Annotated in this window: 14 protein-coding genes; 13 read left to right on the forward strand and 1 reads right to left on the reverse strand. The window is 55.5% G+C overall.

Translation table 11 applies throughout. The annotated features are described in order from the left end of the window. Nucleotides 1-53 precede the first annotated feature (53 nt). The 9 genes from ACEQ15_RS12020 to ACEQ15_RS12060 all read left to right on the forward strand — a co-directional run bounded on the left by ACEQ15_RS12020 (nt 54) and on the right by ACEQ15_RS12060 (nt 10,022). Entirely contained in the window at nt 54-1,193 is a 1,140-nt protein-coding gene (locus tag ACEQ15_RS12020; protein WP_370279431.1) for a M14-type cytosolic carboxypeptidase, read from the forward strand. 59 nt (nt 1,194-1,252) lie between these two features. Then, nucleotides 1,253-2,203, forward strand: a complete 951-nt coding sequence (locus ACEQ15_RS12025; RefSeq protein WP_370279432.1) for a LysR family transcriptional regulator — start codon at nt 1,253-1,255, stop codon at nt 2,201-2,203. A gap of 9 nt (nt 2,204-2,212) precedes the next feature. Continuing rightward, a complete protein-coding gene (gene pepQ / locus ACEQ15_RS12030) occupies nt 2,213-3,538 on the forward strand; it encodes a Xaa-Pro dipeptidase (protein WP_370279433.1) in 1,326 nt (441 codons plus the stop codon). A gap of 141 nt (nt 3,539-3,679) precedes the next feature. Next, complete coding sequence (locus ACEQ15_RS12035; RefSeq protein ID WP_370279434.1) at nt 3,680-4,624, forward strand: hypothetical protein; 945 nt, start codon at nt 3,680-3,682, stop codon at nt 4,622-4,624. A 28-nt stretch (nt 4,625-4,652) separates the two neighbouring features. Next, on the forward strand, nt 4,653-5,270 hold the full coding sequence (locus tag ACEQ15_RS12040) for a glutathione S-transferase family protein (RefSeq protein ID WP_370279435.1): 618 nt from the start codon (nt 4,653-4,655) through the stop codon (nt 5,268-5,270). 106 nt (nt 5,271-5,376) lie between these two features. Continuing rightward, the gene (gene thpR, locus ACEQ15_RS12045) at nt 5,377-5,940 is read left to right on the forward strand and encodes an RNA 2',3'-cyclic phosphodiesterase (RefSeq protein WP_370279436.1); all 564 of its coding nucleotides are present in this window, start codon (nt 5,377-5,379) and stop codon (nt 5,938-5,940) included. Nucleotides 5,941-6,001: 61 nt separating this feature from the next. Next, nucleotides 6,002-7,381, forward strand: coding sequence for a tRNA 5-hydroxyuridine modification protein YegQ (gene yegQ, locus ACEQ15_RS12050; protein ID WP_370279437.1), 1,380 nt, complete (start codon nt 6,002-6,004; stop codon nt 7,379-7,381). 17 nt (nt 7,382-7,398) lie between these two features. Then, the gene (locus tag ACEQ15_RS12055; RefSeq protein ID WP_370279438.1) at nt 7,399-8,295 is read left to right on the forward strand and encodes a prenyltransferase; all 897 of its coding nucleotides are present in this window, start codon (nt 7,399-7,401) and stop codon (nt 8,293-8,295) included. 218 nt (nt 8,296-8,513) lie between these two features. Further along, on the forward strand, nt 8,514-10,022 hold the full coding sequence (locus ACEQ15_RS12060; RefSeq protein ID WP_370279439.1) for a fumarate hydratase: 1,509 nt from the start codon (nt 8,514-8,516) through the stop codon (nt 10,020-10,022). Between the two features lie 176 nt (nt 10,023-10,198). Here ACEQ15_RS12060 and ACEQ15_RS12065 read toward each other — a convergent pair whose 3' ends face one another. Beyond that, nucleotides 10,199-10,990 (reverse strand): ABC transporter substrate-binding protein, encoded by a 792-nt coding sequence (locus ACEQ15_RS12065; protein ID WP_370279440.1) that lies wholly within the window; start codon nt 10,988-10,990, stop codon nt 10,199-10,201. A 292-nt stretch (nt 10,991-11,282) separates the two neighbouring features. On the opposite strand from ACEQ15_RS12065, the gene ACEQ15_RS12070 reads away from it, so the two are divergent. From ACEQ15_RS12070 to ACEQ15_RS12085, 4 genes are all read left to right on the forward strand, one after another. Beyond that, nucleotides 11,283-14,684: an EAL domain-containing protein gene (locus ACEQ15_RS12070; protein ID WP_370279441.1), complete on the forward strand. Its 3,402-nt coding sequence runs from the start codon at nt 11,283-11,285 to the stop codon at nt 14,682-14,684. 143 nt (nt 14,685-14,827) lie between these two features. Next, complete coding sequence (locus ACEQ15_RS12075) at nt 14,828-16,219, forward strand: MFS transporter (RefSeq protein WP_370279442.1); 1,392 nt, start codon at nt 14,828-14,830, stop codon at nt 16,217-16,219. 79 nt (nt 16,220-16,298) lie between these two features. Further along, nucleotides 16,299-17,639, forward strand: a complete 1,341-nt coding sequence (locus tag ACEQ15_RS12080; protein ID WP_370279443.1) for an ATP-binding protein — start codon at nt 16,299-16,301, stop codon at nt 17,637-17,639. Then, entirely contained in the window at nt 17,632-18,627 is a 996-nt protein-coding gene (locus ACEQ15_RS12085; RefSeq protein WP_370279444.1) for a HupU protein, read from the forward strand. Before ACEQ15_RS12080 ends, ACEQ15_RS12085 begins: the two co-directional genes overlap by 8 nt. Nucleotides 18,628-18,639: the final 12 nt, after the last annotated feature.

Genomic DNA, 18,639 nt, shown 5'->3' on the forward strand with positions numbered 1-18,639 from the left:
AACGAATTCACGGAATCCGGCGTGGTCGGGTTCCGCACACCTGTGAGGTTTACATGCTGAAGATCAGCAGCGGTTTCGATGCCGGCAATATCGACGTAGTCAGCCTGGAACGGGCCGACGATATTCAACTGAAGATCCGTAAAGACAACAATTCGGAGTTTTTTCAGTGGTTCCACTACCGTGTCCAGGGCGCGGCTGACCGTGCCTTGCGTATGCGTTTGACCAACGCCCACGAAGCGGCGTACGTGGATGGCTGGGATGACTACCAAACCGTGGCATCCTATGACCGCCAGCAGTGGTTCCGTGTACCGACCCGTTACGAAAACGGTGAGCTGGTAATCGAACACCAGCCGGAGCAGGACAGCATCTATTACGCCTACTTTGCACCCTACAGCTACGAGCGTCACCTGGACCTGATCGGTTGGGCGCAGCAGTCGCCGCTGGTGAAGGTAGAAGCGCTGGGCGAAACCCTGGATGGTCGCGATCTGGATATGTTGCAGATTGGTCAGCCTGCGTCTGACAAAAAGGTGATCTGGGTGATTGCCCGCCAGCATCCGGGCGAAACCATGGCCGAGTGGTACATGGAAGGGTTCCTGGATCGACTGCTGGATATGGATGATGCCCAGGCCGGCAATCTGCTGGAACAGGCGGTGTTCTACGTGGTACCCAACATGAACCCGGATGGCTCCGTGCGTGGTCACCTGCGTACCAACGCAGCGGGTGCCAACCTGAACCGCGAATGGCAGACGCCGACTGCAGAAAGCAGCCCGGAAGTCCTGCTGGTGCGCAGCCGTATGGAACAGACCGGCGTGGATCTGTTCCTCGACATTCACGGTGACGAAGCACTGCCGTGCAACTTTATCGCCGGTCAGGCGGGGGCGCCGGATGTGACCGACGAGATCCTCAAGCAGGAGCGAGAGTTTGAAGAGGATCTGCTGCTGGCGAACCCTGATTTTCAGCTGGAACGTGGTTACGAGCCGGGTAAGTTTGGTCCTGAGACCATGACCATCGCTGCCTTCTGGGTGGGTGATCAGTTCAGCTGTCCGGCGATGACACTGGAAATGCCGTTCAAAGACTACGACCTGCGTCCGAATCCTGATACGGGCTGGTCACCGGAGCGTTCCGCCAAGCTGGGTGAAAGCACCCTGTACCCGCTGGCGCGCTGGTTGCAACGTCGGGATGAGGAGGCCTGAGTTGGCTAATCATCCGATCTTCGTCTAGTGATATAAGTCATAAGAGCTAAGAGAACACTATGGAACTCAGATGGCTGGATGACTTTATCGCTTTGGCGAAAACCCGGCATTTCTCCCGTGCTGCTGACGACCGCAACGTCACGCAGCCCACCCTCAGTCGCCGCATCAAACTGCTGGAAGACGAGATGGGTGTGACCCTGATCGATCGTAACAGCCTGCCGTTGTCCCTGACCCCTGCCGGAGAGGTATTTCTGGCCGGGGCAGAGCAGATCTCGCGTATTGCACGCGAAACCAAGGCACGTTGTGGCGAGATCCGGGAGCAGGAAGCCAACCGTCTGATCTTTGCCACCACCCAGACGCTATACCTCAGCCTTTATAAGTCCTGGTTGCTGCCGCTGTCGGCCGAGCATGGCATCGATATCGATCTGAATCTTAAATCCACCGCCTGGGTAGGCACAGACTTTGTCAGTGCCCTGGCGCAGGGGGAGTGTGATCTGATGCTCTGTTTCTGGCATCCGACTATCGACTTTATCCATGCGCTGGATGATGAGCGCTACGAGCATCTGGTGATCGGCAATGAACAGCTGGTGCCGGTCACTGCGGTAGATGAGGATGGGAAACCACTGCATCAGCTGCCGGGTGACCGCAAGGATCCGTTACCCTATATCGGTTATAACGACCGCTCCTTCCTGCGACCGGTGATCCAGCAGATGCTCAGTCAGCAGCTGGAGCAACCGCAACTGATCACCATGAATGAAAACGTCCACTCGGTCAGCGTTAAAGCGATGATCAAAGAGGGCTTTGGGTTGGGGTGGGTGCCACAGCGATTGGTGGCGGATAACCTCAAATACAACCGCCTGGCGCTGGCGGGCGGCGAGCAGTGGAATATCCCGTTGCAGATCCGGCTGTACCGCTTACGCAACAACCCCAATTCACAACTGTTGGCATTGTGGACTGTTTTGGCGGATACCCTGAGTCAGGGGCAGATACCCGCACTGAGTACAGAATAAGGAAAAATCATGCAGGCATCGTTCTTTCAACATATCGAAGCGCTTCAGCAGCGTACCCTGAGTGCCCTGGAAAGCCATGGATTCAGCGGGTTGCTGATCGGCTCCGGCGTACTTCACAAACGTTTCCGCGACGATAACTACTACCCGTTTCGTGCTAATCCACAGTTCCTGCAGTGGCTGCCGTTTCTGAGTGAACAGCCCGATTGCTGGCTGCTGGTCCGTGCGGGCAGCAAGCCCAAGCTGTTTTACTACCTGCCAACCGATTTCTGGCATCTGACGCCGGCGCTGCCTAGCGAATGGTGGTGTGAGGTCTTTGAGATCGTTGCCTACAGCGATATGGTCGAGTTGCGTACAGCAATGGCAGGCAGTGCCAATCTAGCGGTGAACGCCGAACGCCAGCCGGATTTTGCGCAGGATAGCTGGGCGCTGAATCCTGACGGGCTGAATACCGAACTGGATTTTCACCGTGCGGTTAAATCCGAGTGGGAACTGCACTGTCTGCGTGAAGCGAACCGTACCGCCGTCAAAGGCCATATCGCCGCAGAGAGCTGCTTCCGTAGCAGCGGCAGCGAGTACGAGATCCATCAGACCTATCTGCAGGCCGTTGCCCACAACGAACGGGATATGCCCTACGACAACATTGTGGCTTTGAACGAACATGCGGCGGTGTTGCATTACCAGTTCCAGCAGCGTCAGGCGCCGCAAACGAGCCGAACCTTGTTGCTGGATGCGGGCGCCAACCACTTAGGTTATGCGGCCGATATTACGCGTACCTTCACTGCTCCCGGTTCGGTATTTGCCGATCTGGTGCATGCACTGGATCTGAAGCAGAAGCAGCTGCTGAAAGCGATTGGGCCGGGTAAAGATTTTGTGGTGCTGCACCGCCTGATGCACACCCTGATTGCTGAAGTCCTGCAGGCATTTGATCTGGTTAAGCTGGATCCTGAAGCCCAGATCGAACGGGGCATCACCTCCGTGTTCTTCCCGCACGGACTGGGTCATCTGTTGGGTCTGCAGGTGCACGATGTGGGTGGCTGGCAGCAGGATGCTGAGGGTAACTTGCGCGAACCACCAAAGGAACACCCGTTCCTGCGTCTGACCCGCACCCTGGAGCCGGGGCAGGTGGTGACCATCGAACCTGGACTGTACTTTATCCCGTCACTGCTGGAGCCATTACGCAACAGCGGCACAGGCAGTGCGGTCAACTGGTCGTTGGTGGATGAACTGACGCCCTACGGCGGTATCCGTATTGAAGACAACGTAGCGATCACCCCCGCGGGGATCGCAAACTACACCCGTGACGCTTTTGCCGCAGAGCAGCGTCCGGATCTCTGATTTTGCACGCAATAATCTCCTAAACCTCACTTCTTGTGCGGCCCGTTTCATCCCATGATTCGGGCTTTTTTTGCTGCGATTGAACGTAATCTGCGCTAGGGTAGGCGCTGGACGAGGTGTATGCAGAGGACCTAATACAGTATGAGCCGTGACGACGATTTTGATCTGCCCGATTTTGGCCCGGCAGAGCCGGAGCGCGTAAGCACGAACAATCGGCATGTCGATGTGGTGAACCCACCTGCACAGACTGTGAAGCGCAGTGGTGGCTGGTTTACCTCCCTGATGTTGATCCTGCTGGTGGCCTCCTGCTCCGGTCTTGGCTACTGGGGCCTGACCATGTTTGAACAACTGCAGGCGGAACGCAAAGCGGTGGCTGAACTGCAGCAGCAGATGAAAGAGATGCGCGAGCTGCTCAATCTGGCCGAAAGCAGCGCCCAGAAATCCGGTGATACGCTGCTGGATCAGCTGACCAGCATGGGTAAGGCGGCGCAGGACAAGTACAAGCATTTTGATTCTGAGATTGCCAAGCTCTGGACGGTGGCGTACCAGACGAACAAGCCGGAGCTGGAAAAGCAGGCCAAGCAACTGGCAGAGCAGAAAAAGCAGCTGGCCGAACAGGGCAAGCAGCTGAAAGCACAGAGTGACAAGCAGGCGGGCTATGTTCAGCAGATTGCAGCGCAAAAGAAAGCGTTGGATGAGGCGAAGAAATCCCTGGCTGCGCAGGATAAGAAGCTGAGCACGATCGCTGGCAAGCTGGATCAGAGCCAGTCCACGGTTAAGTCGTTGGTGGATGCCGAACTGAAGAAAAGCCGTTCCGATCTGGCCGCTACACAGACGGCGATTCGCCTGAGCGAAGAGGCGCTGACCGAAGAGGTGGCTACGCTGACCGCCTCCATGCGTAAGCTGACCGATCGGATTGCCGCGTTGGAGAGCGCACAGCGTCAGAACGGCCTCGAGCGTCGTGTGAAGAACAACGAAGATGCGGTGAAATCCTACGACGCCACCCGTCGAGAACTGAACCGCAGCCTGTTGCAGATCAAGAAGAAGATCAACGAGTTGCAATTGAAACTGGAAAGCCGGGCATAAGCCGGACAACGGAAGGACGCGGGCGACAATGATTAAGGTATACGGTGGTGTATTTTCCCGCGGCAGCATGGTGATGTGTGCGCTGGAGACGCTGGGTGTTGAGTACGAAATGGTGTCGATGACGGCACGGGACGAAAACACCAAAACAGCAGAATACAGGGCGCTGAACCCAACCGGGAAAATTCCAACCATTATCGACGGCGACCTGGTGCTGTTCGAGACTCAGGCGATCCTGTTTTACCTGGCGCAGAAGTACGGCGACAACCTGCTGTGGGCTGACACCCCGGAGGAGATCGCCGAGATCTACCGCTGGTCACTCTATGTGAGCAACCAGATGGAGGTACCTGCGCTGGATCTGTTGCTACAGTTTAAGTACAGCCCGGATGGTAAAGGTGATGCTGACAAGATCGCCACTGCCAGTGCCGAGCTGGATCGGTTCCTGCCGGTACTGGAACAGCACTTGGAAGGACGTGACTTTGTGGCCGGTGGCAAACGCACGGTTGCGGATATCCACGGTGCAAGTGTGCTGGCATGGGCTAAACTGTCGGGGTTCGACTATGATCGTTACCCGAACGTGCATGCCTGGATCAAGCGTCAGCTGAAATCTAATGCTGCCCAGCGGGTGATGGCAAAAGCGCACGGCTGAGTAAGGCATTCCGATGGGAATAACCACCGGAATCACTCGGATTTGATCATGGCCTGTGGAACAGGCAAAATACACGGTTTCTCTGAACACACATTGAACTGACTCCATGAAAATACGTGCGTTTTTTGCACTGACACTTCCGGACTCCGTTGTGCGCTGGCTTGCCGACCACGCGGATACCCTATGTGAATATGACAAACAGGTAGAAGTGGAGTGGGTCGATTCAGACACCTACCATCTTACGCTCTGTTTCCTGGGTGATATCACTCTGGAACAGGTCGACCAGCTGGAAGCGCTGGCGCGCAAGCGTTTGAAGGATTTCACTTCCTTTCAGGTACACCTCAATGCCACCGATTACTATCGGGTCAGCAAGAAGCTGGCGATTGTGGCGGCGATGCCTGATGGTGGTGAAGAGATCATGAACCTGCATGAGTTGATGGAGCAGGTTGCCGAAGAGGCGGGTATCCAGCAGGAGGATAAGGGCTTTAAAGCCCACGTGACACTGGGTCGTCTGCCGGGCAAGAAAAACGGATTTAAGCCACCTCAAGAGTGGCCTGAGGTCGATCTGATCAGCCTGGCTGATTCGGTGGTCCTCTTTCAGAGTAAACCGGGGGAACGTGGTTCTATCTACACGCCACTATTCGAAATCCCCCTGCAAGATCTGGCTTAAACGCGTTATCCACTGCGGTTTGTTAAGTCACCCAGCCATCTCAAACAGATACTTTTAATTTATGCGTGCTCCTGAACTTTTGTCCCCAGCCGGGACACTGAAAAACATGAAATACGCCTTCGCTTACGGTGCGGACGCGGTCTACGCAGGTCAGCCTCGTTACAGCCTGCGAGTGCGTGAAAACGACTTCAACATGGATAACCTGCAAACAGGTATCGACCTGGCTCACAGCCTGGGCAAGAAATTCCTGGTTGCCAGCAACATCATGCCGCACAACGGCAAACTGAAGACCTATCTCAAAGATATGGCACCGGTTGTGGACATGAAGCCGGATGCGCTGATTATGTCCGACCCGGGCCTGATCATGATGGTCAAAGAGAGTTTCCCGGATATGCCGATTCACCTGTCGGTACAGTCCAACACCATGAACTGGGCGACCGTTAAGTTCTGGGAACAGATGGGCATCGAGCGTGTGATCCTGTCCCGTGAGTTGTCACTGGACGAAGTGGAAGAGATCCGCCAGAAGTGTCCGGATATGGAGCTGGAAGTGTTCGTACACGGTTCACTGTGTATCGCATACTCCGGTCGTTGCCTGTTGTCCGGTTACATCAACCACCGTGATCCGAACCAGGGCACCTGCACCAACGCATGCCGTTGGAAGTACGACGCTCACGAAGCCAAGCAGGATGAAACCGGTGACCTGATCCCTGTGACTCAGGAAGGTAAAGACGCGGTTGCCGCAGCGTCTGCACAGCAGTTCGACCCAACCACTGACCTGGGTCTGGGTGGTCATACTGATGCTGCATACCTGCTGCAGGAACGTTCCCGTCCGGGCGAATACATGCCAGCGTACGAAGACGAGCATGGCACCTACATCATGAACTCCAAGGACCTGCGTGCGATCCAGCACGTACACCGTCTGGCGGAGATCGGTGTTGACTGTCTGAAGATAGAAGGCCGTACCAAGTCCTACTACTACGTGGCGCGTACTGCGCAGGCGTACCGTAAGGCGATCGATGATGCGGTTGCCGGTCGTCCGTTCGACATGAACCTGATGGACGAACTGGAAAACCTGGCGCACCGTGGTTACACCGAAGGTTTCTACCGCCGTCACGTGCACGACGAGTACCAGAACTACGAAACCGGTAACTCCATCGGTTATCACCAGCAGTTCGTTGGTGAAATTCTGGGTCGTGAAGGTGACATGCTGAAAGTGGACGTGAAAAACCGCTTCCAGAAAGGCGACACCCTGGAGCTGATGACCCCGCAGGGCAACCAGAAGTTTGTGCTGGAAACCATGCAGAACAAGAAAGGCCAGGCTATCGACGTGGCACCGGGTTCCGGTCACATCGTAGATATCCCGGTGGGTGGTGATTTCGATCCAACCCATGCGCTGCTGATGCGCGATCTGCGCGACACCGAGAACACCCGCACTAAATAAATAGAGTGATGCGCGCGATGGAGTGTAAAGGGGAGCTGAAAGAAGATCTGCAACTCGATCTGAGCAAGTACAGCTTCTGGCGTGCACTCCGTCCTTTCTCCTTTACCGTGGCGCTGGTGATCTGCCTGACCGGCATCACCAGCGCAGCGGTATCCACGTCCTACAATCTCCTTTCCGCCATATTGGTGCTCGCCGGTGGTTTGCTTTTGCAGGCCGGTGTAAACCTGATCAACGACTATGCCGACCGGCAGCAGTTACGGCAGGAGTCCGACAGTGCTGCCCATCTGATGGCCCTGAACCGGGTGGAACAGAACTTCCGTGTCGGGATGATCTGTTTTCTGCTGGCTTCCGTGATCGCCTTTTATCTGGTGAGCCAGGTAGGCATCGGTCTACTCTGGTTGGCACTGATCGGCCTTGTCGGTGCGCTCGGCTATACGCTGGAACCGATCAACTACAAACGCCGTGGTCTCGGTGTGGTGTTGGTGTTCTGGTTTATGGGCGTGCTGATGGTGGCGGGCAGCTACTTTGCAGTAAGCGGTGAACTAACAACACAGGCATTGTGGCAGTCGTTGCCGGTCAGCCTGCTGACAGCCCTGTTGCTGCTTTCCAACGAACTGCGTGACTACGAAGCGGATCAGCGCGACGGGATTAACACCTTGAGTGTGCGGATCGGTTTTGCACCTGCCGTAAAACTCTATATGACGATGGTGTTGCTCACCTATCTGAGTGCAGTGCTGTTGTGGGCAAACGGTGCGCTGCAGTCCCTCTGGCCACTTTTACCTGGTCTGCTATGCCTTCCAGCCCCGTATCGCCTATTACAGGCGGAAGAGGGGCAACGTAAACCGCTCACGCCACTCACCGGGCGTCTGTTTCTGATCTTTGGACTGGGTTACTGCCTGGCCCTGGCGGTCTGATATCCATACTTTTCCGCGCTGCCGCAATTAAGACTAATGCCGAGCACCGAAAGCGGGGTGAATTGGTGTATAATCGCGCCACTACTAAAAACGGTCCTGCGGTGGTTGTCTGAAAACGAAGCCAATTTGGCTGCTTTGAATGTCGACCCCGCGTGCCCCATTAGAGGTGGGAGCAAGCCGTTACCTTAATGACAAAGAGCCTATTGGAGTGTCGCCGAATGAGTGTTATTCGCCAAGACGACTTGATCAGCAGTGTTGCTGATGCCTTGCAGTTTATCTCCTACTACCACCCGATCGATTTCGTTCAGGGCGTTCACGAAGCGTATCAGAAAGAGCAGAACCCAGCGGCGAAAGACGCGATGGCTCAGATTCTGATCAACTCCCGCATGTGTGCTGAAGGTCAGCGTCCAATCTGTCAAGACACCGGTATCGTTACCGTGTTTGTGAAAGTGGGCATGAACGTGACCTGGGATGCGACCATGAGCGTCACTGACATGGTGAACGAAGGTGTTCGTCGTGCATACACTCACCCGGACAACGTACTGCGTGCATCCGTACTGGCCGATCCTGCCGGTGCGCGTAAAAACACCAAAGACAACACTCCAGCGGTCATCCACTACGAAATCGTAGAAGGTGACGAAGTGGAAGTTCACGTTGCGGCTAAAGGCGGCGGCTCCGAGAACAAATCCAAGATGGTTATGCTGAACCCATCCGACAGCATCGTTGAGTGGGTTAAGAAAACTGTACCAACCATGGGTGCTGGCTGGTGTCCGCCGGGCATGCTGGGTATAGGTATCGGTGGTACTGCAGAGAAAGCGGCGGTACTGGCGAAAGAATCCCTGATGGATCCAATCGACATCCACGAACTGCGTGAGCGTGGTCCTCAGAACCGTATCGAAGAGCTGCGTCTGGAGATCATGGATGCGGTGAACGAGCTGGGTATCGGTGCACAGGGTCTGGGCGGTCTGACCACTGTTCTGGACGTTAAGATCAAGGATTACCCAACCCACGCGGCCTCTCTGCCGGTCTGCATGATCCCTAACTGTGCAGCGACTCGTCACACCCACTTCACCCTGAAAGGTGATGGTCCAGCAGTGCTGACTCCTCCAAGCCTGGAAGAGTGGCCAGAAGTAACCTTCGAGGTTGGCGCAAACACCCGTCGCGTAAACCTGGATGAGATCACTCCGGAAGCGGTTAAAGAGTGGAAAGTCGGCGAAACCGTTCTGCTGAACGGTAAGATGCTGACCGGTCGTGACGCAGCTCACAAGAAGATGGTTGAGATGCTGAACAACGGCGAAGAGCTGCCGGTAGACCTGAAAGGTCGCTTCATCTACTACGTAGGCCCGGTTGATCCGGTACGTGACGAAGTTGTAGGTCCTGCAGGCCCAACTACGTCTACCCGTATGGACAAGTTCACCCGTCAGGTTATCGAAAGCACTGGCCTGCTGGGTATGATCGGTAAGTCTGAACGTGGTCCGGTTGCGATCGAAGCGATCAAGGACAACGGCGCAGTTTACCTCATGGCTGTAGGTGGCGCGGCGTACCTTGTATCCAAGGCGATCACCAACGCCGAAGTTCTGGCATTCCCAGAGCTGGGTATGGAAGCGATCTACGAGTTTGAAGTGAAAGACATGCCGGTAACTGTTGCAGTAGACGTAAACGGCGAGTCTGTTCACAACACTGGCCCAGCCAAGTGGAAGAAGATCATCGCGGAAGAGCTGGCATAAGCCCGCTTTGAGTTGATCTGAAAAAGCCCCGCATTGCGGGGCTTTTTTGTGTCTGTGGGATATTTGCTTTTTTATGCTTGGTGCTATTGTAGGGTAGGCTTCAGCCTACCGGCAGCCTAAAGGCTGCCCTACATTCGATGTTGTTGTTAAAGCGGTGTTGCCCAACATGACAGGCCTTACTTCAACAAAATCGGCGTAAGGCCATTCTTCTCGGCGTATTCGGCCAGCTTGCCGCTTTCCTTCATCGCGGCAACAAAACGGTTTACCTCTGCCAGCCATACCTTGTCACCCTTTGGCACGGCATAAGCGTAAGGCGTCGGCGCCAGCGGATTTTCCGGAATCAACAGGCGTGCCCAGCGGGTCAGCTCGGCCATACGTTTGCCGTACGGGAAGTCAGTCATAAACACGTCCGCACGGCCGCTCTGTACTTCCTGCTCGCGCGCTTTAAAACTGTCTACCACACTCAGTTCCGCCTGTTTCAGGTAGTCACGCATCACCGGTTCCATATAGGTGCCTTTCTGCACCACCACCACGTTGCCGGTCTGGTCGATGTCGTCCCAGCTTTTAATATCGCCAGACTTCATAGAGATCGCGTAGATACCGCTGGCCAGGTGCGGGTCAGAGAAATCCATATGTGGTTTGCGGCTCTCACGCACGCCTACGCCGTGCATGGCGATATCGCAGGCATCGTTTTTCATATTTTTGACCAGCGCACCAAACGAGCTTTCCACGTAGGTCAGCTGTACATCCAGCCAGTTAGCGAAGGCGTTGGCCATGTCGATATCGATACCTTCCAGCTGGTTAGTACGGGGATTGCGGTAGGTGATGGTGAAATAGTCGGGCCAGATGCAGACTTTCAGCTCGCCACGGGCTTTGATCTGGTCGAGACGTGAGTCCGCTTGTGCGACTGGCATCAGCAGGCTCAGGCCGAGAAAGAGATAGGTCAATCGTTGTACTACGCGTTTCATGTTGTGCTTCCTGACTCAACGAAAGGGGAATAGCCGCTATAAATATCATGAAATTTCTACCATGAGCTACTTCGTGGATACACCGCTTCTGTGGTATTTTGCCTTCTCTTGAGCTGGGCCAAGATTTCTTGCAGTTCTGTTTTTTGTAGTCTGGCTCTGTGATCTGCGACAGTTTTGGCTGTGTGTATTGAGATGCGCCTGAATGAACGTTCAGTATAATCAGGCGGGTTGGCGGGCGTTTTTCAGGGAAAAACATGGGCCGGCGTGGTTTATCTATTGAGTTGTATTGATAATGTCTAGCCCTAGGGACCTGAACATCGGTGTAAGCAAGAAGCCCTTTATTGCCTGGGTCGGGGTGATTGCGTCTGCTGTATTGGTGCTGTTTACCGCCGTACTCTGGTTTAGCTTCACCCAGGCGGTGCACTCACGCAATGTGTCAGCCGAACTCTATACCCGCATGGTAGAGGGCTCGGTTACCCGCACCATTGAATCGCTCGAAATCAGCCTGATCTCAATCGTCGACGAGTTGTCCGATCAGGCGGAATACCAAACACAACACAACCAAGCGCAGGAGCGTATCGAACAGATCCTGCGCTTTGCGCCTCATATCCGCCAGATTACTGTCGTGAAGAACGGTGAGGTTTGGCTGGATTCCGCAGGCCGCCTGCCAGGTCAGCTCAACATGGCCCTGATTGGCTGTGATACCGAACAGAAGGGGAATTTTGATTCAGACCTGAAGATCGGTTTTCCTGTTGCAGGGCGTTTCCTGCCCCTGATTGGCAAACCCGAACCGGCCAGCAGACGCAGCTTGATACCCTTTGGTCTCAACTACACCAATATCGAATCCGGTGACGCGTATAAGGTCATCGCCGCACTGAATCCCGCCTACCTGAAAAACTTTATTACCGAGCTGGATCTGGGGATCAATGACGACCTCTACCTGCTGAACTTCGATGCGGATGCGTTGCTGGTTCACGGCGAATACGAAGCTCACCGGGCGCAGGTGTCGTCGCTTCTGCAGCAACTGGTTACCCAGGGGCAGGATGAAACCGCCTTGGCGACCTATGCCGATTATGTCCCGCAGGCTTACACAACAGTGCGATTGTCAGAGAAGTATTCGCTGGCCGTGGCGCTGAATATAGACCACTACAACACCTTTGTGATGTGGCGTTCTGAAAACTCCGCCCTGTTCTCCGGCCTTTTACTGGCTGGGCTGGTGATCCTGCTGTCGGCGATCGGACTGATCATCAGCTATCGCCGTTCCTTGACGATGCGCGAGCAGGTCCATCTGCTGTCTGCCGCTATTCAACAGTCCTCGATTGCTACGGTGATTACAAACGAGCAGCGTGAAATCCAGTACGTTAACGAGGCCTTTACCCGCCTGTTTGGCTACAAGCTCGGTGAACTGATCGGTAAGACCCCCGCGGTGTTGCAGTCGGAACTGACCGATGAATCGGTATATGCGGCGCTGGAAGAGAGACTGATCGACGCCAAACCCTGGCAGGGGGAGTTTATCAACCGGGATAAACAGGGCGACCTGATTACGGTGGAATCCAATATCTTCCCGGTTCAGCACCTGCATGGCGAGGATATCCACTATATCTGCATGCTGAACGATATCCGTGAGCGTAAGGATGCAGAGGAGCATATCCGTCTGCTGTCGCGGGTGGTGGAGCACTCGCCAACCATTGTGGTGATTACAGATCCCGACGGTTGCATCGAGTACGTGAACCCGATGTTTGAAGAGGTGACTGGTTACAGCAAAGAGGAAGTGCTGGGCGAAAATCCGCGCATCCTGAAGTCAGGGGAGACCGAGCAGGAGGAATACGAACACCTCTGGCAGGTGATCTCCAGCGGCGGTGTCTGGGTGGGTGAACTGCACAACAAACGCAAGGACGGCAGCTTGTACTGGGAGCGCGCCAACATCGGCTCGATCAAGGATGATAAGGGTGAGGTGATTCACTATGTGGCGATCAAGGAGATCATCACCCAGCTGAAAGAGGACGAGAAACAGCTGCGACTGGCCTCCGCCGTTTTCCAGACCGCAGCTGAAGCGATCATGGTGACTGACGCCAACAACAAGATCCAGATGGTAAACCCGTCCTTCACCAAGATTACCGGATTTGAAGAGGCAGAGGCGCTGGGCTGTGACCCGAGCATCCTTAAGTCCGGCAAACACGGTATCCATTTCTACGAGAATATCCACAATGCACTGGCGGCGCGTGGTTTCTGGGAAGGGGAGATCTGGAACAAGCGCAAGAATGGCGAGGTCTATCCGAAGTGGCTGACGATCTCTACGATGCTGGATGCGGAAGGGCAGGTGGAAGGTTATGTTTCGCTCTTCAACGACATCACCCAACGCAAGAAGAATGAAGAGCTGATCCTGCAACAGGCCAATTTTGATGCCCTGACCGGTCTGCCCAACCGTAACCTGTTCGCTGACCGCCTCTCTCAGGCGCTCAGCCGTGCCGGTCGTCTGCACCAGCGCGGAGCGTTACTGTTTATCGACCTGGACCGCTTTAAGCTCGTCAACGATACCCTGGGGCACTCCGCAGGTGATCTGTTGCTGCAGGAAACCTCCATACGTATAAAGGACTGCCTGCGCCGCAGCGATACCGCTGCCCGGCTGGGAGGCGATGAGTTTGCGATCATCATTCCTGAAATCCAGGATCCAAGCGACGTGGAAGGGGTGGCGCATAAGATTCTGGAGAGCCTGGCACAGCCGTTTAACCTGGATGAGCATGAAGCTTTTGTTTCCGGCAGTATCGGTATCACCATCTACCCCGATGACGGGCGCGACGCCGAGTTATTGGTGCGTAACGCCGATAGCGCCATGTACAAGGCTAAAGAGCACGGGCGCAACACCTATCAGTTCTACACCGCCGAGATGAACGAAGCGGCGCTGCGCAAACGCGAGCTGGAAAATGCCTTGCACCAGGCCCTGCGTGAACAGGAGTTCAGGCTGCTTTATCAGCCGATCTGGAATATTCAAACCGACACCCTGGAAGCCGTAGAGGCCCTGATTCGCTGGCATCACCCGGAGCGCGGATTGATCTCACCATCCGTCTTTATTCCGGTGGCGGAAGAGGTGGGGCTGATCAACCGGATTGGTGAGTGGGTATTGAATGAGGCCTGCCAGTTTGGTGCCCAGTTGGCACAGTTCTCGGAGACACCACCGAAGATCAGTGTGAATGTCTCCAGCCGTCAGATACAGCGCGTGGATGTGGCGGAACTGACCCGAGACATACTGCAGAAGACCGGTATGCCGGGTGATCAACTGATTGTGGAGATCACCGAAAGCATCCTGATCGACGATGAGCGTAATACCCACCGACAGCTGGAACGCTTGAGGGATATGGGTGTGGATATCGCCATTGATGACTTTGGAACCGGGTACTCCTCGTTGAGTTACCTGAAGAAGTACCCGATCACCCGCCTGAAGATCGACCGCTCCTTTGTGCAGGATGTGGGTAAGGATATCGAGGATCATGCCCTGGTAAGCGGGATTATCTCGATGGCTGAGTCTCTCTCTTTGGACGTGATCGCCGAAGGGGTGGAAACCCGCGAACAGGTAGAGTTGATCCGCGAGATGGGGTGCTACTCGATTCAGGGTTATTACTTCGACCGACCGCTGGAAGCCGAAGCGCTGAAATCCTTGCTGATCAGCCAGAAGGATCCGGAAACACTCTGCTGAGCGGGCATTGAGGACTTGGCTGCAACAGAGTGTTCGTTAACCTGTTAAGCAATTCTCTGGTATAGTCCTACTCAGTTTGGGTATCGTACCGGTGCCCGTGATCTCTTCCGTCGTCCCTGACGGCCGTTTCTATACGTTTCTGAATGTCTGACTATTACACACAAAATCCGGCAGCCCGTTGGCTGGCGCTGGCCAGTATCTGTATTGCTACGTTTCTGGTCCCGCTGTCGATGTCAGCGATCAACATTGCCCTGCCTGCTATTGCCGATGAGCTGCAGGCCGATGCGGTGCTGCTCAGCTGGGTACCAACCTCCAACCTGCTGGGCAGCATGATGCTGATGCTGCCTGCCGCGCGTGTGGCAGACATTATCGGGCGCAAGAAGGTGTACATCGTTGGTGTGCTGATGTTCTGCGTCACCTCGCTGATGGTGATCTGGATCGAAACCATCGAGTGGTTGCTGGTGTCCCGTTTTCTGCAGGGCCTGGCGAGTGCGATGGTGTTTGGCACCGGTATGGCGATTGTGACCTCGGTGTTTGCCAACGGTAAACGGGGTACCGCGCTGGGCCTGACCGCAACTTCGGTCTACCTCGGCCTGACCTGCGGTCCGATGATCGGTGGCTGGCTCACCGAGGTGTTGGGCTGGCGTTCGGTGTTCTGGGCGCCGGTACCCTTTGCGCTGATCTCGGTATTGCTGGTGGTCATGAACGTGAAAGGGGAATACAAAGCCGAAGGCAAACAGAAACTCGACTGGGTGGGCAGTGGTTTGTTTGCGCTTTGGATCAGTGCGTTTTTCTTTGGCCTCTCCGGTTTGCCCGATCCAAGCTACTTCATCTGCCTGCTGGCCGGTGTTGCGCTGTTCTTCCTGTTTCTGCGTCAGCAGGGGAGTGCGGAATATCCACTAGTTCGGTTAAAGGTGCTGGCCAACAACAAGGTGTTCAGCCGCTCGATGATCTCCAGCGTGTTTATGTACGGCGCGCACTATCCGGTGCTGTTTCTGATGAGCCTGTATCTGCAGTACCTGAAGGGGATGTCTCCGAGTGAATCGGGGCAGCTGATCCTGCTGCAGGCGCTGGTGATGGCCTGTCTGGCACCGTTTGCCGGGCGCCTGTCTGATCAGTTTGAACCACGCATTATCGCTACCACCGGTTGTCTGATATATGGCAGCGGTTTTGCCATGTTGCTGTGGATTGATGCCAGCAGTTCGCAGGCTTATATCGCCGCGGCATTGCTGGCGCTGGGGATGGGCTTTGGGCTGTTCTCCACGCCCAACAACAACGCCGCGATGGGCTCGGTACCGCCGGATCGTCTCAGTATTGGTTCTGCGCTGATGAACCTGTCCCGTACCATGGGCAATATGTTCAGTATGACGCTGGTGGTGTTGCTGGTGAACCTGGTGATGGGGGAGGCCGAGATTACACCGGAGCAGTACCCGGATCTGTTGCGGGTGATCAAGGTGGCCTTTGCGCTGGCGCTGGCCTATACCCTGGTGGCGGCCTACGCATCCTATTCCCGTGGTAACGTGCGCAGCGCGTAAATAGGCACAATATACGGCGGCTACCGGTTCGGGCTAATATAGAGGGCAGTATTAGCCTTGATCGAGTAGTGCTGCCTTCATGTCCCGAAAGCAAGATCTGACATCCCCAACCCACATCGATACCGATGATGCCTGGGTCAGCGTTATCCAGAAGATGGATGAAGCGTACGCTGAGCTGGTGCATTCACAGGTTGAAGTGGAGGAGAAAAACGCCGAACTGGAGGAAGCCCGAAGCTTTTTCCACAGCATTCAGAGTTCAATGAGTGATGTGCTGATCGTCTGTGATCAGAACGGTGTGATCGAAGGGGTGAACAAAGCGCTGGAAGCGCTGACCGGACGCGGTGAAGAGGAGCTGATCGGTACCCGCTTTACCGATCTGGTGGTGCAAAAATACCACGCCAAGATCAACACCTTTATGGGACAACTGCGTATCCAACCGGTGCGGGACTGTGAAGTCGAGCTCATCGGGCGTGAGGGCGAAGTTCCGCTCTCCATGAACTGCTCCCCACGCAATAACCACCGTGGCCGCCTGATTGGCATGGTGATGCTGGGGCGACCGTTGGGTGAATTGCAGAAAGCCTACAAGGAACTTAACGCTGCTCACGCCGAGCTGAAACTGGCGCAGGAACGCCTGGTGCAGTCGGAAAAGATGGCTTCACTGGGTCGCCTGGTGGCGGGTGTGGCCCATGAGCTGAACAACCCGATCAGCTTTGTGTACGGCAACATGCATGCCCTGCAGCGCTACACCGACCGTCTCTGCACCTACTTTGATGCAATCAACGAGGGCAACAGCCGCGAACAGCTGCGTGCGATGCGCGAGAAGCTGCGCCTTGATAAAGCGATCCGGGATCTGAACTCGCTGGTGGAAGGTACCATGGAGGGGGCTGATCGGGTCAAAGAGATCGTCAACGATCTGCGCCAGTTCTCCTCCACCCAGGAATCAGAGAAGGCGCAGTTTGATCTCTCCCACGTGATCAAGACCGCGCTGCACTGGATCATCAAAGAGAGCAAAACACCGATCGATCTGGTGGATAACGTACCCGATGATCTGACCGCCTTTGGCCACTCCGGCCAGATCCACCAGGTGGTGGTCAACCTGATCCAGAATGCCGTGGATGCGATGGAGGGCTGTGATCCCAAACACCTTGAGCTGAGCACCCAGCAGCACGATGGCAAGGTGATCTTTGAGGTGCGTGATAGCGGCAGCGGCATCCCAGACGACTTTCTCTCCCGCCTGTTTGACCCGTTCTTTACCACCAAACCGGTAGGGCAGGGCACGGGGCTGGGGCTCTCGATCAGCTACGGTATAGTGTCCGAGCACGGTGGCGAGCTGGAGATTCTGAATCATCCTGAAGGCGGTGCACTTGCACGCCTGACCCTGCTGGCCGAAGAAGACCTGACGGAGGCCAATCATGCCTAATCTGCTCTGGCTGCAGTCCGGTGGTTGTGGTGGCTGCACCATGTCACTGCTCAATGCCGAATCCCCTGATTTGATGACCCTGCTGGAAGCGGCCGGGATTGACCTGCTCTGGCATCCTTCATTGAGTGAACAAACCGGACGGGAAGTGGCGCAACTGCTGGAAGCGATTGTCAGTGGTGAACAACCGCTGGATCTGCTCTGCATTGAGGGCTCGATGATGATGGGGCCGCAGGGCACGGGGCGTTTTCATATGCTCGGTGGAACCGGCAAGCCGATGATCGAGTGGGTACGTGAACTCTCCGCAAAAGCGAAGTACACACTGGCAGTGGGTTCCTGTGCCGCCTACGGCGGTATTACCGCGGCAGGTAACAATCACACCGAAGCGACCGGATTGCAGTTTGATGGCGAACTACCCGGCGGTCTTTTAGGCGATGACTATTTATCTGACAGCGGCTTTCGGGTGGTGAATATCGCCGGTTGTCCAACCCATCCCGATTGGGTGACTGAAACACTGATCAGCATCGCCCTGGGTGAACACAGCGAAGAGAATCTGGATACATTGGGACGTCCGCGTATGTATGCGGACCAACTGGTGCACCACGGCTGCAACCGCAACGAATACTACGAGTACAAAGCCAGCGCCACGGCACCGGGTGAGCGTGGCTGCATGATGGAGAACATGGGCTGCTTGGGTACCCAGGCCCATGCTGACTGCAATATTCGCGACTGGAACGGTCACGGCTCCTGTACCAGCGGTGGTTACGCCTGTATCAATTGCACGGCACCCGAGTTTGAAGAGCCCGGCCACAGCTTTGGCAAAACACCGAAGATTGCCGGAATCCCGGTGGGGCTGCCAACCGATATGCCCAAAGCCTGGTTTGTGGCATTGGCTTCGCTTTCAAAAGCCGCTACGCCTGATCGCCTGAAGGAGAATGCCACCTCCGAGCAATTGATCTATCCACCCACCATCCACAAACGCAAAGGTTAAGCAGGGGCAGCA

The organism is Pontibacterium sp. (assembly GCF_964228735.1).
GTDB lineage: Bacteria > Pseudomonadota > Gammaproteobacteria > Pseudomonadales > Balneatricaceae > Pontibacterium.